Here is an 18,598-nt window from a genome sequence, read left to right as displayed (position 1 = left end):
AAAAAACTTTAAAACCTTGGAAAAAATTCCAAGGTTTTTTCTGTTCTCAATGTCTAAAATGTCTCACACCCGTAAATACCATAGCAATGCCGTATTTGTCAGCCATATCGATAGACTCTTGGTCACGGACGGAACCGCCGGGTTGGATGATAGCTTTGATACCAGCAGCTGCAATTTCTTCAACGTTATCAGCAAACGGGAAGAAAGCGTCAGAAGCAAGAACAGCCCCGTCAAGGTGATCTTTAGCTTGGTCAATGGCGATGCGGACAGAAGCGACACGATTGGTCTGACCCGGACCGACACCAAGTGTCATGTGGTCATTGGTCACGATAATGCCATTAGACTTGACATACTTGATAGCTTTCCAAGCAAATTCAAGAGCAGTTTCTTCCGTTTTAGTTGGCTGGCGCTTGGTAACGACCTGCCAATCGGCTGGACTTTCTTTGACCACGTCTTGATTTTGCACAAGGAGGCCACCAACCACGCCAGTATACTCTTTTTCAGCCTCGCTAGCTTCTTGAGCGTCAAAGGGAAGTTGCAGAATACGCAGATTTTTCTTTTTGGTTGTGAGAATAGCTAGCGCTTCGTCTGTATAAGATGGCGCAATGATGATTTCTAGGAAGATAGCGTGCATCTTCTCAGCTGTCGCTACATCAACCTCACGGTTTAGGACAACAATGCCACCGAAGATCGAAACTGAATCAGCCTCATAAGCGTAATCCCAAGCTGTTTCAATGTCATCAGCCTGACCGATACCACATGGATTCATGTGCTTGAGCGCCACAACGGTTGGACGGTCTTTAAAGTCACGAATGACACGTATAGCCGCATCAGCATCGCGAATATTGTTGAAGGACAATTCCTTACCGTTGAGCTGCTTAGCAGAGGCAATAGAATAAGCAGTTGGCAAGGCTTTTTGGTAGAAATCCGCATCCTGCTGTGGATTTTCACCATAACGCATTGGTTGCTTGAGGTCATAAGTCAAGGTGAGTTTTTCAGGTTTTTCTTCACCCACTTGAGCAGTGAAATATTCAGCGATGAGGGCATCGTAAGCTGCGGTGTGACGGAAAACTTTTGCTGCCAGACGTTTACGAGTTTCATAAGTTGTTTCGCCGTTCGCTGACAATTCATCCAAAACAAGGGCATAATCCGCTGGATCAACCACAACCGTCACACTGGCATGGTTTTTAGCTGCTGAGCGCAGCATAGATGGTCCGCCGATATCAATATTTTCAACCGCATCCGCATAGGTCGCATCTGGTTTAAGAATAGTCTCCTTGAATGGGTAAAGGTTGACAACGACCAAATTAATCGGTGTGATTCCATGTTCCTTCATAGCATTAACATGACTATCAAGGTCGCGGCGCGCCAATAGACCGCCATGAATGTTTGGGTGAAGAGTCTTGACACGACCATCCATCATTTCAGGAAAGCCAGTCACATCGTCAATAGCGATGGTGTCAATCCCTGCCTTGTCAAGGGCAACCTTAGTTCCACCGGTTGAGACAATTTCCCAACCCAAGTTTTTCAATTCTTGAGCAAAGTCAACAATGCCCGATTTGTCTGAGACGCTGATAAGTGCGCGTTTAGTCATGTTTTTTCCTTTCATTTTATCAATAGATTCCTTCAAATTATCTAAACTAAGGACTGGCGATTATAGTCTGTAATCTGATTTCCAAGCTCTTGCAACAATTTCCTTACCTCAAACTTACTTGTTTCACTTTCATAAACACTTCGCAGTTCTGCATCTGTCGCACCAATCAGAGTGACAAATTCTACTTTTCCATGAGGAGTATCTAGAGGCTTAGCTAGATTGTCACTAGCGGTCAGAAAACCTGTCAGTTTAGATTTCTGCTGGATATCGATTCCTACCGTTTGCTTCATATAAATATATTCTTCTGGTAAAACTACTTTTCCTGTTTTAAAAATATATCTTGCAACATACTGCAATAAACCACAGCCATTTTTGATTTCTTCTTCGTCATTAGTAGATTTCTTTAACTTAAAAGTCAATTCAATCCCATAACCACTGTATTCTGAGTCGGTGCTTTCTTTTGTATATAACTCCGACAAGCCATAGCTGACAAAATGCCAAAAATCTCCCGCATCGTAGACACTTATACCGTCAAGTGGATCTGGACCCCCAAACATATACTTGACAACCGTCCCATAATGAAGAGGATTGGGCTGATCAGGATATAAACGATCAAATTCTGCATCAATCGCTTCCCATCCTGGAGCGCTATCATCTGTATCTTCAGATTTAACAACAGTCTTATCTCCATCTTCAATTGGTATCTCTTCACTGGAAAATTTCTTCTTAAAAAAATCAAATAGACCCATAAAATTCTCCTTAGCTAACGCCCCTACTCATGATTTACCAACCCTGATAGAGATAGTTTATGAACAGGTCCTTACCTTTACCATAAAATCATCTCTCACTACCTTCTTATCTTCTCTCGGCCCCTAAACTCTCCAGCACTTGAGGATAGAGCTGATACTCAGCAGCATGGATGCGTTCTTCAAAACTTTCAATCGTATCATGAATTAGCCGTGGGACACGGACTTGTTTAATGACCTTGCCTGTATCCACACCAGAGTCAACCCAGTGAATGGTCACGCCAGACTGGTCGACCCCAGCATTCCAAGCATCTTCGATACCGTGAGCTCCTGGAAATTCTGGCAGGTAAGCTGGGTGGATATTGATCATACGACCTTGGTAAGCAGAAAGCAAGGTTGGCCCAACGATTTTCATATAGCCTGCTAGACAAACCAAGTCAATCTGGTGCTGAGCCAAGAGATTGACAATTGCTTCTTCGTATTCTGCCTTGTTCTCAAACTCCTTGAGTTCAAAAGCGTAGGACAGAACGCCAAGCTTGTCGGCACGCTCGAGCACATAGGCGTCACGATGGTCTGAAAAAACAAACTCCACTGGAAATTCTTCGGCAATCACCTGAAAATTTGACCCATTACCAGAAGCGAAAACAGCAATTTTTTTGCTCATTATTTGATCACCACACTTGCGTCAGCCTTTTTCACGATACGCCCAAGCTTATAAACAGGCTCATCAAGGACTTCCTTGACACGGTCAACCTTTTCAGGACTGACAGCCAGCATGAGCCCGATACCCATGTTGAAGATTTCAAACATTTTGTCGTGCTTCAGCTCACCATATTTTTCAAGCGCCTTGAAGATTGGCAGAACTGGCACCTTGTCTTCTTCGATTTCGGCTGCCAAATCGTCCCCAAACATACGTGGGACATTTTCGATAAAGCCGCCACCTGTGATGTGGGCAATACCGTTGACTAATTCTTCCTTAATCAATGGCAGAGCTGCTTTGACATAGATACGAGTAGGTTCAAGTAAGACATCTTTGAGTTTTTTACCTTCCAATTCTGGCAGTTCTTCCTCACCAGTATAGTCTGCAAAGACACGGCGGACAAGCGAATAACCGTTTGAATGGATACCGCTGGAAGCCAATCCCAGTAGCACATCTCCTTCTTTGACTTTTGAGCCGTCGATGATTTGTGATTTTTCAGCCACACCAACCGCAAAACCAGCCAAGTCGTAATCGTCTTTGCCATACATACCAGGCATTTCAGCTGTTTCGCCGCCAATCAGACCAGCACCAGCTTGGACACAGCCTTCAGCCACACCAGCAACCACCTGCTCCAGTTTAGCAGGTTCATTCTTACCCGTTGCAATGTAGTCTAGGAAATAAAGAGGTTCAGCACCCGCAGCAATGATGTCGTTGACACACATGGCCACACAGTCCTGACCAATGGTATCGTGTTTGTCGTACTTGATAGCCAGCATGAGCTTGGTTCCGACACCGTCCGTTCCTGAAATCAAGACAGGCTCTTTGACATCCAGCTGGGACAAATCAAACATCCCACCGAAGCCACCGAGAGCCCCCAGAACACCAAGACGCTCCGTACGCGCCACATGTTTCTTAATCCGAGCAACAACCTCGTATCCCGCCTCAACATCTACACCAGATTGAGCGTAAGCATTTTTTGTCATAATAATTTTCCTTCTCTTTTTTGTCAAAAAACCATATTGAAGATTGCGACGTTTTTTCAGTCAAACCATAATTTTGACTGAAAAAGCTAGTCAGGTCTTTAGCTTTGGCCCCATAGGACAAAGCGTCCACTGACAAATGCTTTAGCCTTTAGTCAGTGGTAAGACGTGGAGCGTAAGCATTTTTTTCTGTCATAATATTTTCCTTCTTTTTTCTTCGGAAATAGCAGAGCTGCTATTGAGTTCGGTCTATCAATAAAAACTAACCTTCTCATCCAAGCTTCTACGATAATCTTTCTCGTAATCGTAAATCGGTGTTGGGTACTCTCCATCAAAGTAAGCAACACAGAGACCGCCGTTTGGGGCATTTGTTTCAAGTCCGATAGAGTCAATCAAGCCGTCAATAGACAAGTAAGTTAGGCTATCTGCACCGATAATCTGGCGTGTTTCTTCAACAGAATGATTAGCCGCAATCAATTCACGCCGTGTTTGAATATCAATTCCATAGAAACATGGATATTTTAGAGGTGGGCTAGCAATTGCCACGTGAACTTCTGTAGCTCCAGCTTCTTTCAAGAGCTGAACGATACGACGTGAAGTTGTCCCACGCACGATGGAGTCATCAATCATGACGACACGTTTGCCCTTAACCACTCCAGATACGGCAGAAAGTTTCATGCGAACCCCTTGCTCACGCAGTTCTTGCGTCGGCTGGATAAAGGTTCGCTGAGTGTATTGATTTTTGATGAGACCCATTTCATTTGGCAGTCCTGATTCTTCGGCGAAGCCCATAGCTGCGCTGAGTGAGGAATTAGGTACACCAACCACAATGTCTGCCTCATGTTTGAACTCACGCGCCAACTGTGCTCCCATACGTTTACGAGCAGTGTGGACATTGATCCCGTGAATATTTGAGTCAGGACGGGCAAAGTAGATGTATTCCATTGAACAAATAGCCAGCTGTGTATCTGTCGTGTAAGTGTCGTACTGGATACCACTGTTATCAATGATAACCACTTCACCCGGCTTGACATCACGAATCCACTCGGCACCCACCACTTCAAAGGCACAGGTTTCGCTGGAAACAACGATGGCACCATTTGCCATTTTACCAATAGAAAGCGGACGAAAACCGTTTGGATCAAGAGCTGCAATCAGCTTATCTTCCATCATCAGAAGATAGGCAAAACCACCTTTGACCGTATTGAGCGCTTCCTTAACCTTGCCCATAAAGCTTGGATTATGGCTGCAGCGAATAAGATGAGCCAGAATTTCCGTATCAGATGAAGAAGAGAAAATAGCGCCGTTATGTTCTAATTCTTTCTTCAGGGTTTTCGTATTGGTCAGATTACCGTTATGTGCCAGACCAAATTCCATATCGTAAAACTTAAAATGGAAAGGCTGGATATTATCAATAGAGGCTTCTCCAGCCGTTGCATAACGGACATGCCCAATAGCAGCCTGACCTGTTAATTTTTCCAAATTAGCTGGATTTTTGAAAACTTCTGAAATTAATCCTGTATCACGATGTCGTATCAATTTGCCAGCATCATTTGTCAGAATGCCAGCACCTTCTTGACCACGGTGTTGCAAACTATGCAATCCAAAATAAGTGACTTGAGCTGCTTGAGGATGTCCCCAGATACCGAAGACCCCACATTCTTCGTTGAGAGATTTTACTTCGTATGTCATTTTATATACCTTTTGTACTTAAATTCTAGGCATCAATAAATTTACTTGCCAATTTATAAACTTGGTTAATTTCTTTACTTTCTAATTTCCAATTTTTCAACTCAATTTTAACTAAATCTGGAAATTTTTTGCTAATGTCTCTTAAAGCATTCCCTACTGATTTTCTAACATATTCGCTTACATCCTCTTTTAAGTCAGCTATTCTTCTGATAGCTTCATTAGGGTTCTCTTTAAAGTATGGTCTATTTGTCCATATTCTTAACCCTTCTGTAACAGCTCTCCTCGTATGGAGATTGCTACTTTTTAACCATTCATCAATAATTGGAAGTGCTTTTTTATATCCTGTTTTCTTACAAAATTCATCAAACGCCTTTGCCAACACTTCTTGAACTCTCCAGTTACTATCTTTAGAAACTTCATCTCTCATAAATATTAAAATTTCTTTATCTTTTGATAAGTATCCGAAAAGGAATACAGCGTACATTCTTACTTGGTAAACATCAGATTGATAAGCTAAAAATGCTAATTTCTTGATATACTCACCATCGTTGGATTTATAATCAGTTAAGGCTCTTTGTTCTTCCTCTTTAAATCCGTGTTCTATAAGTGAAAAATCTTTTTCTAGCCTTGCAACATACTGTTTCATAATATCCCTTCTATAAATAGGCTATTTTCCAGTAAAGTATTTCACTGCACTTTCAAATAGGCCCTGGTCTTTGTTACCTGGGATGTTTTGGAAGAGGCCATTTTCATAGCGTTCCGAGTGTCCCATCTTACCAATGATTTGACCGTTCTTACTCGTAATCCCTTCAATAGCGTTGAGTGAACCATTTGGATTGTATTTAGAATCCATAGAAGGCTTGCCATCAAAGTCCACGTACTGACTCCAGATTTGACCATTGTCACGCAGTTCCGCAAATTCTTCAGCTGTCACGACAAATTTCCCTTCACCGTGAGAGACTGGAATCGCATGAATATCACCAACCTTAACACCTGCCAACCATGGAGAGTTGGTATTAGCGATACGGGTTTCCACCATCTTAGCCACGTGCTGGTTGGCATCATTGTAGAAGAGGGTTGGGCTTGTCTCGCCAACTTCTTCAAAGTCACCATAAGGCAGAAGACCGGATTTGACAAGAGCTTGGAACCCATTACAGATACCGATGATGAGGCCACCCTTTTCAATGAAGCTGTCAATAGCAGAGCGAACTTTTTCATTAAGTAAGATATTGACGATAAACTTAGCCGAACCATCTGGCTCGTCTGCTGCTGAGAAACCACCGACAAAGAAGATAATATTGGCTTTAGCAATGTTGTCAACCATGGTGTCAACAGAAGCCTCAATTGCTGCTTCATTAAGAGTCACGAATGGCACCAAGTTGACTTTGGCACCAGCTTGTTCAAAGGCCTTAGCTGAATCATACTCTGAATTAGAACCAGGGAAAACTGGGATATAAACCAGAGGCTGTGCAATTCTTTCTTTAGCTTTTATAACAGCATCAGATACCACAACAGGTACTTCTTCAAGAACTGTTGACTGTTCAAACTCGGTTGGATAAACATCTTCTAACTTACTTTCAAAGGCTGCAAGTAATTTCGCAGCAGACAAGTTGACACCATTAACAGTTATTGTAAATTCTGCAACAGTTTGACCAATTTTCATTGCGTCAGCAATGACTTCATCAGATGTAAAAACAAAACCACCAAGCTGAGCTGTCAAGCTGCTGTCAAGCTCAGCTATTTCTACAGTTGCACCAATACGGTTACCAAAGCTCATAAGTGCTAAACTTTCAAGAACACCACCGTATTTAACAGCTGAGGCTGCTGTTACTTTATGCTTAGTCTGAATAGCTTCAAATTGTGCAAAGTTAGCCTTGATATAATCAAAATCAATGTCTTCTGAAATAGCCTGTCCTGGGATGTAGTAAATATTCTCCCCAGCAGTCTTAAACTCAGGAGAAAGCACCTGGCGACTATCTACTGTTGTCACACCAAAGGCAACCAAGGTTGGCGGTACCGTCAATTCTTCAAAGGTCCCTGACATGGAGTCCTTACCACCGATTGATGGTAGCCCAAGCTGGATTTGTGCCTCGATCGAACCAAGCAGAGCAGCTACTGGCTGACCAAAGCGATCCGCTTGTTTATCCATGCGTTCAAAGTATTCTTGGTAAGAGAAACGCGCACGAGACCAATCAGCACCTGTTGCTACCAAGCGAGCTGTTGCTTCAATAACAGCGTAAGCTGCACCATGATAAGGTGACCACTCCGCAATATAAGGATTGAATCCCTGTGCCATGACAGAAGCCGTTGTTGTTACACCATTTTGTACTGGCAATTTTTGCACAGAAGCTTCAGTGGGCGTAATTTGATAACGACCGCCGATTGGATGATTAACTGTTGAACGTCCAACCGAGCTGTCAAAGATGGTTTGCAACCCTTTTTGACTAGCGTGGTTAAGATCAGACAGAACTTTCACTGTGTCTGCTTCAAGTGTTGCTGCTGACGTGGTACGCACCTCAGGAAGAGCAACATCCCTATCCACAACGTTTGCATCAACAACCACACGCACACCATTGGTATCAAGGAAGGCACGTTCCAAGTCAACGATGGTTTCACCCTTCCAAGTCATGACAAGGTTTGGTTTTTCAGTAACAGTCGCGACAACAACTGCATCAATGTTCTCTTTATGACATGCTGCAATAAAGGCGTCCACATCACTTGGACGAACAACAACAGCCATGCGTTCTTGTGACTCAGAAATGGCAATTTCGGTACCGTTAAGACCTTGGTATTTTAGTGGCACTTTGTCCAAGTCAATTTCAAGACCATCTGCCAATTCACCAATAGCCACACAGACGCCGCCAGCACCAAAGTCATTTGATTTCTTGATGAGACGAGTGACATTGCCATTGCGGAAAAGACGTTGAATCTTACGTTCTTCAATAGCATTCCCTTTTTGCACTTCAGCACCTGCTGTCTCAACCGATTCAACCGTTTGAACCTTAGATGAGCCTGTAGCACCACCGACACCGTCACGGCCTGTTTTCCCACCAAGAAGGATGACCACATCACCAGCTTCTGGCTTTTTACGCACGACATTTTCTTTTGGTGCTGCACCGACAACAGCACCTAGCTCCATACGCTTAGCAACGAAGCCTGGATGGAAGTACTCTTTGACATAGGTAGTCGCAAGTCCTATTTGGTTCCCGTATGACGAATAGCCGTGTGCCGCCGTTTTAGAGATGACTTGTTGTGGCAATTTACCGGCGCGTGTTTCTGCTATTGGTGCGGTAATATCACCTGCACCTGATATACGCATAGCTTGGTAAACATAAGAACGACCTGACAACGGATCCCGAATAGCACCACCAATACAAGTTGCAGCTCCACCGAAAGGCTCAATTTCCGTTGGGTGATTGTGGGTTTCATTTTTGAACATAAGCAGCCAAGGTTCTTTGATACCATCTACATCTACCTCAATTTCAATCGAGCAGGCATTGATTTCGTCCGACACTTCCATGTCGTTCAAACGCCCATTAGCACGCTCATAACGACCAAAGATCGTCGCCATATCCATAAGCGTCTGTGGCTTTTCAGAACGTCCCAATTCGTCACGCATGGCAATATATTTATCGTAAGTTGCCTGCAATTGTTTCTGGAACTTAGAAGTTGAAAAGTTAATATTTTTCAATTCTGTCTCAAAAGTCGTGTGACGGCAATGGTCAGACCAGTAGGTATCCAAAACTTTCAATTCTGTTTCTGTTGGCACACGCCCAATTGATTTAAAATAATCTTGAATAAAAACAAGATCATCCACTTCCATAGCCAAACCTTGTTCCGCCTTGTAAGCCGCAAAATCTTCGGCTGTATAAGTCTTGAAGAAATCCAAATTTGGAATTGTTTTGTCAGAATTTGAAAATTCCTGTGGACGAATAGGCAAGGTGATATCTTTGAAACGCGAATCAACTGGATTTAAAAGATAATGCTTCACCGCTTCCAACTCAGTTGCATCAATATCCTTATTAACCAGATAAAGCTGGGCAGTATTAACCGTTACGTTGCTGTCACTACCAAGTAAGAGCAAAGCCTCTTGTGAACTTGCTGCCCGCTGGTCAAACTGACCCGGCAAAGCTTCAATAGCAAAAAAAGCATGGCTGTTAAGATCCGCCTGCACAGTTGCTTCATCTAAAATTGTATCTGTCACCTGCTCAGAAAAGATATGCTTTTGCGCACGCGCAAACAGGCTTTCTTCTAAATTAAAGATATCATACACCTGCACAATACGTAAAATTTTTAAAGAGGTTAACTGCAAATTATGTGTTAGTTCTTTGACCAGTGACTCCGATTTAATGCTAAAGTTAGCTTTTTTCTCAACAAAAATACGTCTATCCATGTTCAATCCTTACTTAAGTTCTTGCAATTTTTCCCATACCACTTCGTAAACATCTGTTAATTCTCCTAACCCTCTTCGGAAGACATCTTTGTCCATGTGATGCCCTTGCGCATCCCAAAGACGACAGTTATCTGGTGAAAACTCATCTGCTAGGATAATTTTACCATCTTTATCAAAACCGAATTCCAATTTAAAATCAATTAATTTAAGTCCGATTTGATGGAACCAATCTGACAAGAGTTTGTTTATCCGACGTGTTTCAGCTTTAATATAGGCAATATCTTCATCGTTAGCAAGCTTTAAAAATTTCACATGTTCATCATTAATGAAGGGATCATCCAATTTATCATTTTTATAATAAAATTCGACAATTGGCTCTTCCAGTTCGATTCCTTCTTCCAACCCAAAACGTTTAGAAAAAGAACCTGCTGTCACATTACGCAGAACAACTTCAAGCGGAATAATGCTGACCTTTTTATTCAGTTGTTCTGTTTCTGATATTTTCTCAATGAAATGCGTTGCAACCCCAGCTGCATTTAATTTTCTAAAAATGAGAGATGAGATTTGATTATTAAGAACACCTTTCCCTTTAATCGTCTCTTTACGAGCGCCATTAAGCATTGTCGCTTGGTCTTTGTAACGTGCAACAATGATATTTTCATCATCTGTCAAAAATAAATCTTTAGCTTTTCCCGAATATAATAAATCACTCATCATTTTAATATTCGCCTTTCGTCTTTTTCTGACTTAAGTCTATCATATTGGAAATAGTTTTTCAAGAAAATAACGTACAATAATGATAAACAACAAAAAAACAACTGGTTTTTCAGTTGTTTTCTTACAATTGATTTCTTATAGAGATAAAATGTTCGCTTTTATCCTTTGTTCAAGTTTTTCTGTACGCAAGCGACGACATCGCTCACATTATTCAAACTATCTATATCTTCGTCTGAAATTTCAATGTTAAATTCATCTTCTACAGTTAGAATAAATTCCATCAAATCCACCGAATCCGCTTTTAAATCATCTTTTAAACTCAATTCTTTAGTGACAACAAAATGTTCACCCTGACTTTCCTGAATAATTTCTATAATTTTTTGATAAATTTCTTGTTCTGTCATTTTACTTCTCCTGAAAATTCTTGTACCGCTTTTCCAACAACATCTGTTTCTAACATTGTACGAATTTGGCGAATCGTGCTGTAAACTGCTTTCGCATCACTCGCCCCATGTGTTTTAACAACAGGTGCCTGCACTCCAAACAAAACAGCACCGCCTACCTCAGAATAATTTAAACTACTCTTCAAAGACTTTAGACTGTCTTTCAGCAACACTGCACCTAGTTTTGCTTTCCAGCCACTATCTAAAATAGATTTTTTAAGCTGGCTCATAATTCCCATGGCGGTTCCCTCCATAGCTTTCAATACTGCATTACCTGTAAACCCATCTGCTACAACAACATCCGCTACATGATCCATTAAATCACGCGCTTCCACATTTCCAATAAAATTCAATGAGGCATCCGACACTAACAAATCATACACTTCCTTACGAAGCGAATCTCCCTTACTGCTTTCAGTTCCGTTATTTAACAGCCCAACACGCGGTTGCTTGACTCCTCGTACATTTTCAGCATAAAATGACCCTAAAATAGCATACTGATGCAAATGATGAGCCGTATTTTCTGCATTAGCTCCCAAGTCCAACATATCAAATCCTTTTCCATCTGTCGTTGGTAATGTGGACATCAAACCCGGACGGTCAATATTCTTGATACGACCGACGATGAAGAATCCAGCAGCCAAAAGCGCTCCAGTATTCCCCGCAGAAAGAATGGCATCAGCTTCTCCAGTCTTTACAGCTTTGGCCGCTAACACCATACTGGCATTTTTCTTCTTACGAATAGCTTTAGTCGGCTCATCATCTGAATTGATTTTTTCATCTGTATGAACAATACGAACCCGCTCAGTTGCCTTTAAATACTGCTTGATTTTTGCTTCATCTCCATAAAGGATGACTTCAACATCCGAAAAATCATTCAAGGCTTGATTAACCCCCTCTACAATAGATTGTGGGGCATAATCACCACCCATGGCATCAATTGCTATTTTTTTCATTTCGACTCCTTGTTCTTTAAGATTTCTCCCCAGTCTCCCAGAGAATCAATAAATTTTTTGGACTTTAGATGAATCCCAACATATTCTTCATAAATTTGATCAATCACTTTTCGCAATTGTTTTTTCAATTCAGATTTCAAAGAAATTGTCTCCAGTTCACTAAATTGAACAGCCTGAAATTGGTCTAATAAGTAAGGAATATTGGGCTCCAAATGACTCCGTCGCTCGTCCTTGTCGTAATGCTCCGGACATAAAACGCCACTATAAGTAAAAGAAAAATCAAACGGTAGCCCTATTTGGTGGCAAAAACAACACTCATGAAAATTCAAAGAAACACCAAAACGCGATAAAATTTGAATTTCAAAAATATTTGTCAAGACTTCATAGTCCAAACCTTGCTCCATCAATTCTAATGTCTTTTGCAAAAAAACAAAGAGAGCAGAATCTATTTCATTATCCTGAATACTGGCATCCGCCAGAGCTACCACATAAGTCGCATAAGCCATTGTAAAAAGATCATGATTGATATGCTGAAAAGTTCTAATTTCTTGATAATCATCAATATAACTTAAACCGTCATCATTTATTTTCATTAAAAAATCTGCCACTACTAGTGGTTGGATAACCGGATTCAACTTAGAATTTCTAGCATGTTTCACGAAAAACATTCGCTTACCCGCTTGCTCTGTGAAAATTTTGACCAACTTATCATTTTCTCGGAAATTACGATTATAGAGAACCAAACCTTTACTTGTGATAGATTTCAGCATATTCCTCCATATATTCCTTAAGTCGCTTCATTGCTTCCTTTATCGTATCCATGCTGGTCGCATAAGAAATACGTACATATCCTTCTCCATACCGCCCAAAAGCGGCACCAGGAATGAAAGCAACTGATTTTTTATGTGCAAAATCCTTCAAAAAAGCAAAAGAATCTTGATTATAGTCAGCTGGAATTTTAGCAAAAATGTAAAATGCACCGTCTGGCTTGATAATCGTAAAGCCCAATTCTGTCATTTTTTCTATAATGTAATCGCGACGCTCAATATATTCCCTTTTCATTGGCTCTGCATCATCTTTACCTACTGTCAATGCTTCCACTCCTGCAAATTGAGCCATCGTATTTGCAGCTGTTACCAAGTACTGATGACTCTTAATCAACTGAGCAGTAAATGCTGCTGGAGCAAAGGTAAAACCCAAACGCCATCCTGTCATCGCATGCGATTTAGACAAACCATTGATAACAATCGTTTGCTCTGGTAAAAATTCTGCAATAGATACATGTGGCTGCTCAGTATAAGTCAGCTCAGAATACACTTCGTCGCAAACAACAAAGACATCATACTTTGTCAAGACATCGGCTAAATCAGCTATTTGTTCACGAGAATAGGTAATGCCCGTAGGATTAGCTGGGTAATTTAAAATAACAGCTTTTAATTTATCTCCTTGCTCCAAAATCGCTTTTTCCAACATATCAGGTGTTAAAACAAAATCATTTTCTGTCGTATCAATCTCAACAACTTCTGCCCCAATAAGATTAACAATCGGCTCATATCCTGGATAAGCAGGTGCGGGTAAAAGCACCTTATCTCCTTCTTCTAAAATAGCCGTCAACGTAACAGATAAAGCTTCAGTTGCCCCAATTGTCACTAAAATTTCTGTTTCAGGATCATAAGAAAGATTGTATTTTTCTTTTACAAATTGACTGGCTGCCTGACGCAATTCTAACAGCCCACTCATGCCTGTATAATGACTCTTGTTTGCATCAATTGCCGCTTTTGCAGCTTCTTTTACATGATCTGGAGTTGTAAAATCAGGCTCTCCTAATGTCAAACGAAGAACTCCAGGAATGCTCGAAATAGATTGATCAAATTGCCGAATCAAAGAAACTTCAATTTTATCTAAATTTTTGTTAAAACGTTTCGTCAAATCCATATCTTACCTCCAAAATCTGATAGAACTATTATACTATAAAATCAAAAACTTGTTAAATCAATACTTTAGCGAGAGTATCTCCGCTATTTTTGCAACCTATCTAGACAAAGTCTTTTTTATTATTCAAAAAAAAATAAAAAAATAGCATAATATTGAGGAAAATTCATCACTTATCGTCTAATTGAAACAAAAGAATCACTCCAGCTATCAGAGTGATTCCTATCTAGATTTCTTATGAAAGAGCCGTTAAAGTTTCAAATAGTGGCGAAAGAGGACGTTTTTCATGAATACGTACGATAGCCTCTGCCAAAAGATGTGCAATCGAAATTTGTTCAATTTTATCAATTAAACGTTCTTCTGGTAAATAAATTGTATCTAATACGATCAATTTTTTAATTGCTGATTTTTGAATATTATCCATAGCAGGACCTGAAAGTACTGGGTGAGTACAGCTTGCATAAACCTCTACCGCACCTGCCTCAGCAAGCGCATCAGCAGCATGGCAAATTGTCCCAGCCGTATCAATCATATCATCAATCAAAATACAAGTCTTGCCTTCTACCTTACCAATGATATTCATCACTTCACTCGTATTCATCTTATCTACGCTACGTCGCTTATCAATAATCGCAATCGGTGTTTTCAAAAACTCAGCTAATTTACGAGCGCGCGTCACACCACCGTGATCAGGGCTGACAACCACATAGTCAGTACCTGTCATTCCACGACGTTCAAAATAATCCGCAATGAGAGGAGCACCCATGAGATGATCTACTGGAATATCAAAAAATCCTTGAATTTGAGCCGCATGCAAATCAATTGTCAACAAACGATCCACACCTGCCACTTGCAACATATTTGCAACTAATTTTGAAGTGATCGGTTCACGAGCGCGTGCCTTTCGATCTTGACGAGCATAACCATAATAAGGCATGACAACATTGATAGACTCGGCGCTTGCACGTTTCAATGCATCCACCATAATCAAAATTTCCATCAAATTATCATTGACAGGAGAACTCGTTGATTGCAAAATAAAAACATGTTTCCCGCGGATAGATTCTTCAATATTAACCTGAATTTCCCCATCGGAAAATTGACGCACAGTTGACTTTCCAAGCTCTATGCCAATCTCTTGAGCAACACGTTTAGCCAATTCTTGGTTGGACGAAAGAGCAAAGAGCTTTAAATCAGAAAACGACATAATTTCCTCCAGTATGTATTCGTTTCTTTGTAAACCAGTTACAAATATTCTCCAATTAACATTGTAACCCTTTTTAGTTAATTTTTCAATCAAAAATAAAAAACGCATCATGCGCTTTTTATCTCTTTATTCATTAATTTGGATAGATGTAAGTAAATGAGCCTTGTCCTGCAGCAGCTGGATTGAACCAACCACGGTAATTTCCAATAGCTTGATTACCTGCATAGTTTGCTTCAGATACTTGAATACGTGTAGGTGATTCTACAGCTGTCACCACGGCAACATGACCATAACCACCATCATTCCACGAAATGATTGCACCAACTTGAGGTGTTGAACCTGTACGGAAACCAGCCGCAGCTGCACTTGCTGCCCATTGAGCACCATTACCCCAATAATCCCCAGCCCACGGAGCTAATGTTTTCGCTCCCCAAGTACATTGACCAACTGGATAAGTTGAAGCTGAAGAACTATAAGTAGGACGACTAACAGTTGATGTAGTTGATGTAGAACGAGTCGTCACATTTGTTTGAGTTGGAGTAGCTGCTGAAGCGCTATTATTCACCGCTTGCACCTGTGCCTCAAAGTTTGTATTTGCTGAAGAAACGACTGCTTGTGCTTGTGCTGCTTGTTGTGCTTTATAAGCTGCTTCTTGTGCTGCTGCTTCTTCCGCAGCCTTTTGTGCTGCTGCTTTTTGAGCTAACAATGAATTCTTTTCACCTTCAGCAGTTGCTTTTTCTGCAGCAAGATTTAACTGAGCTGCTTTTAATTCAGCTTGTTTAGTAGATAATGTTTTTGCATCATTTTCAAGCGTTTGTTGATTTGCAATAACGGTATTTATCGCTTCATTATTAGCCATTTGTTTTTCAGAAATTGCTTTTTTATCTTGCTTTTGTTGCTCTAACATTTTATTATTTGCTGAAACAATTTCATTCATCGCAGAAACACGTGAAATGGCTTCTGTGATAGATTTTGAATTTACAATTGTATTGATATAACTTGTAGCCGTACCACTCGTTTGAGCACTACGTGCTTGATTAGCCAATGATTCGTTGCGCGCTACAATATTTTTAGACAAAGCTTCAATTTCAGCTGATAATTTCTTTGACTCGGCTTGGAGTTTATCATTTTCAGCTTTCAATTTTTCTTGTTGAGCTTGGATGGATGAGACTTGACTTTTAATTTGATCTACCTGAGCTTGAGCTGATTTTTGTTGATCAGTCAAACTATTAATTTTGCTATCTTGTGCGGCGATTTTATCATCAGTGGAATCTGCATGTACATTTACAAGAGATGCTCCTTGTGCAAGAACCATTGTACTTAATAAGATTGACGTAAGTAATTTTTTCTTCATAAACAATTATACTCCTATTCGATAAGACATTTATAAGTATAACAAAAAAAGGCATTGAGTATGTTACGCCTTTATTACATTTCTATTTCCAATTTATCATAAATTTTTATCATAAATATATCTTTTCCAAAATTGGTCGAATCAATAAAAAGAATAGTAAATTGAACACCATCGTCGGAGCCATTGTATAAACGACAAAATCTGCAAAAGACATTCGAGTCAACTGAGTAACATTTGCCAAAGCAAACGTAGCTATTTCAAAGAAAAATACCAAAATAGCAACTGACAAAAAGCGACTAACTCGATTAGTCATCAAAACAGAATTGTATTTACTAACAACAATCCCACTTAAAGGCAATAATAATGTCGAAAGACCAATAATATGAAAATAATAAGCGTCATACAATAGACCGATTAACAATAAAATAACAAAATTAATATTTTCCGAGAAATCTATAGAAACGTACAAAATTAAAATAAGTAAAAGATGACTGAGTAAGTGAATATCATTCGAAAAAAGATTAGTCAAAAGATTTGAAAGATGACCATCTATTAACATCACAACAAATAAAACCAAAAAAGGTAAAACGTAGTTTTTAAAAAATTTCATATCAATTTCCTACCAATGTTACCACACGAATATCTGACAAATCTGCACTCGGTTTTACAAATACCTCTTTTGTTAAATGATCAGATTTTTCAGTAACAGAAAGAACTGTTCCGACTGGAATATTGGGAATGTTATACGTTCCTAAACCGCTTGTCACAACTTTCTCACCTTTTTTAATTGTATCCGAACTGTTTAACTGACTGATAATGAAAGCAGATTTTTCTTTACTGTAGCCAACAATCACTCCATAAATAGTGCTTGTCTCCGTTTGAATTCTTACTGAAATATTGTCAACATTTTTATTGTTTGTTAAAAGATTTACTCGACTAGAATGAGCAGCAACATCTTTCACACTACCAATCAAGCCACCATTTGCCACCGCTAACATTGTATTTTGAATCCCATTTTGACGACCAGCATTGACAGTTAATTCAGATAACCAAGAAACAGGCATACGCGTGATAACATCAGATGAAACCGTCTTTTTTGACTCATAGATATTTTTCATTTCTAATAGTTGTCTTAATTGAGCATTTTCATCTTTTAATGAATCTAAATCAGCCGATTGTTCTTCTACTTTAAATAAAGTCTTTTTTAATTGCTTATTTTCCTTGTATGTTCGCGATAAATCAGTCAAATCTGATTTAACATCCGTTAAAAAACTAAATGGTTTTGAAACAATATTATCCAAAATAGAAACAACATTAGAAGCTTCATTCACCACACCTAAAGAACGAGTAGTAACCAAAAGTACAGAAGTTATTATTATCAAAACAGCAGTCATAATAAGAAATTTGGATTTTTTCATATGATTCACTCTACTCCAAAATAGATACAATATCTATCACACAAGATTCACAGATAACAGAAAAGGAGATAGCTATCGCTACACTCCTTAAATACGGAGAATGGGGGATTCGAACCCCCGCGCCAGTTACCCGACCTAACGATTTAGCAAACCGTCCTCTTCAGCCTCTTGAGTAATTCTCCAAAAATATTATGGGCACGAGTGGACTCGAACCACCGACCTCACGCTTATCAGGCGTGCGCTCTAACCACCTGAGCTACGCGCCCAAGTTCAAAAACTTGGTGTGAACATCTCCGTTCAAAGCGGGTGACGAGAATCGAACTCGCGACAACAGCTTGGAAGGCTGTAGTTTTACCACTAAACTACACCCGCTTAATCAATTAAACAAATGGCGCGAGACGGAATCGAACCGCCGACACATGGAGCTTCAATCCATTGCTCTACCAACTGAGCTACCGAGCCTACC

16 protein-coding genes and 4 tRNA genes are annotated in these 18,598 nt (G+C 40.1%); all 20 read right to left on the bottom strand.

Annotation, left to right across the window (positions count from 1 at the left end):
* Window positions 1-46: 46 nt before the first annotated feature.
* Complete coding sequence (gene purH, locus HMPREF1514_RS00100) at window positions 47-1,594, bottom strand: bifunctional phosphoribosylaminoimidazolecarboxamide formyltransferase/IMP cyclohydrolase (RefSeq protein ID WP_037596281.1); 1,548 nt, start codon at window positions 1,592-1,594, stop codon at window positions 47-49.
* A 41-nt stretch (window positions 1,595-1,635) separates the two neighbouring features.
* A complete protein-coding gene (locus HMPREF1514_RS00095) occupies window positions 1,636-2,343 on the bottom strand; it encodes a suppressor of fused domain protein (protein WP_037596278.1) in 708 nt (235 codons plus the stop codon).
* A 106-nt stretch (window positions 2,344-2,449) separates the two neighbouring features.
* Entirely contained in the window at window positions 2,450-3,004 is a 555-nt protein-coding gene (purN, locus tag HMPREF1514_RS00090) for a phosphoribosylglycinamide formyltransferase (RefSeq protein ID WP_037596275.1), read from the bottom strand.
* Window positions 3,004-4,026, bottom strand: coding sequence for a phosphoribosylformylglycinamidine cyclo-ligase (gene purM, locus HMPREF1514_RS00085; RefSeq protein WP_156921855.1), 1,023 nt, complete (start codon window positions 4,024-4,026; stop codon window positions 3,004-3,006). Before purM ends, purN begins: the two co-directional genes overlap by 1 nt.
* Window positions 4,027-4,272: 246 nt before the next feature.
* On the bottom strand, window positions 4,273-5,712 hold the full coding sequence (gene purF, locus HMPREF1514_RS00080; protein WP_037596270.1) for an amidophosphoribosyltransferase: 1,440 nt from the start codon (window positions 5,710-5,712) through the stop codon (window positions 4,273-4,275).
* 25 nt (window positions 5,713-5,737) lie between these two features.
* On the bottom strand, window positions 5,738-6,358 hold the full coding sequence (locus HMPREF1514_RS00075; RefSeq protein WP_003071279.1) for a DNA alkylation repair protein: 621 nt from the start codon (window positions 6,356-6,358) through the stop codon (window positions 5,738-5,740).
* Between the two features lie 21 nt (window positions 6,359-6,379).
* Window positions 6,380-10,105 carry a phosphoribosylformylglycinamidine synthase gene (locus tag HMPREF1514_RS00070; RefSeq protein ID WP_037596268.1) on the bottom strand — a complete coding sequence of 1,242 codons (3,726 nt, stop codon included), beginning with the start codon at window positions 10,103-10,105 and terminating at the stop codon, window positions 6,380-6,382.
* Between the two features lie 9 nt (window positions 10,106-10,114).
* Complete coding sequence (gene purC, locus HMPREF1514_RS00065; RefSeq protein ID WP_006269231.1) at window positions 10,115-10,822, bottom strand: phosphoribosylaminoimidazolesuccinocarboxamide synthase; 708 nt, start codon at window positions 10,820-10,822, stop codon at window positions 10,115-10,117.
* A 158-nt stretch (window positions 10,823-10,980) separates the two neighbouring features.
* Complete coding sequence (locus HMPREF1514_RS00060; protein ID WP_006270090.1) at window positions 10,981-11,226, bottom strand: acyl carrier protein; 246 nt, start codon at window positions 11,224-11,226, stop codon at window positions 10,981-10,983.
* Window positions 11,223-12,221 (bottom strand): phosphate acyltransferase PlsX, encoded by a 999-nt coding sequence (gene plsX / locus HMPREF1514_RS00055; protein WP_006270084.1) that lies wholly within the window; start codon window positions 12,219-12,221, stop codon window positions 11,223-11,225. The genes HMPREF1514_RS00060 and plsX overlap by 4 nt, the downstream gene beginning before the upstream one ends.
* Window positions 12,218-12,991: a DNA repair protein RecO gene (recO, locus tag HMPREF1514_RS00050; RefSeq protein ID WP_037596262.1), complete on the bottom strand. Its 774-nt coding sequence runs from the start codon at window positions 12,989-12,991 to the stop codon at window positions 12,218-12,220. The genes plsX and recO overlap by 4 nt, the downstream gene beginning before the upstream one ends.
* A complete protein-coding gene (locus HMPREF1514_RS00045) occupies window positions 12,969-14,156 on the bottom strand; it encodes a pyridoxal phosphate-dependent aminotransferase (RefSeq protein WP_037596259.1) in 1,188 nt (395 codons plus the stop codon). Before HMPREF1514_RS00045 ends, recO begins: the two co-directional genes overlap by 23 nt.
* A gap of 232 nt (window positions 14,157-14,388) precedes the next feature.
* Window positions 14,389-15,360: a ribose-phosphate diphosphokinase gene (locus tag HMPREF1514_RS00040; RefSeq protein ID WP_020997513.1), complete on the bottom strand. Its 972-nt coding sequence runs from the start codon at window positions 15,358-15,360 to the stop codon at window positions 14,389-14,391.
* A gap of 133 nt (window positions 15,361-15,493) precedes the next feature.
* Window positions 15,494-16,714, bottom strand: coding sequence for a peptidoglycan hydrolase PcsB (gene pcsB, locus HMPREF1514_RS00035; protein ID WP_037596256.1), 1,221 nt, complete (start codon window positions 16,712-16,714; stop codon window positions 15,494-15,496).
* Window positions 16,715-16,823: 109 nt separating this feature from the next.
* The gene (gene mreD / locus HMPREF1514_RS00030; RefSeq protein WP_003071293.1) at window positions 16,824-17,324 is read right to left on the bottom strand and encodes a rod shape-determining protein MreD; all 501 of its coding nucleotides are present in this window, start codon (window positions 17,322-17,324) and stop codon (window positions 16,824-16,826) included.
* A gap of 1 nt (window position 17,325) precedes the next feature.
* The gene (gene mreC, locus HMPREF1514_RS00025; RefSeq protein ID WP_037596251.1) at window positions 17,326-18,132 is read right to left on the bottom strand and encodes a rod shape-determining protein MreC; all 807 of its coding nucleotides are present in this window, start codon (window positions 18,130-18,132) and stop codon (window positions 17,326-17,328) included.
* Window positions 18,133-18,226: 94 nt separating this feature from the next.
* Window positions 18,227-18,314, bottom strand: a tRNA-Ser gene (locus HMPREF1514_RS00020).
* A gap of 10 nt (window positions 18,315-18,324) precedes the next feature.
* Window positions 18,325-18,398 (bottom strand) — tRNA-Ile (locus HMPREF1514_RS00015).
* A gap of 35 nt (window positions 18,399-18,433) precedes the next feature.
* A tRNA-Gly gene (locus HMPREF1514_RS00010) sits at window positions 18,434-18,504 on the bottom strand.
* Window positions 18,505-18,521: 17 nt separating this feature from the next.
* Window positions 18,522-18,594, bottom strand: a tRNA-Phe gene (locus tag HMPREF1514_RS00005).
* Window positions 18,595-18,598 lie beyond the last annotated feature (4 nt).

The sequence above is a fragment of the Streptococcus sp. AS20 genome, assembly GCF_000524255.1.
GTDB lineage: Bacteria > Bacillota > Bacilli > Lactobacillales > Streptococcaceae > Streptococcus > Streptococcus constellatus.
Note: the sequence above shows the minus strand (reverse complement) of the source record. Positions and strands in the feature narration are given on the sequence as shown.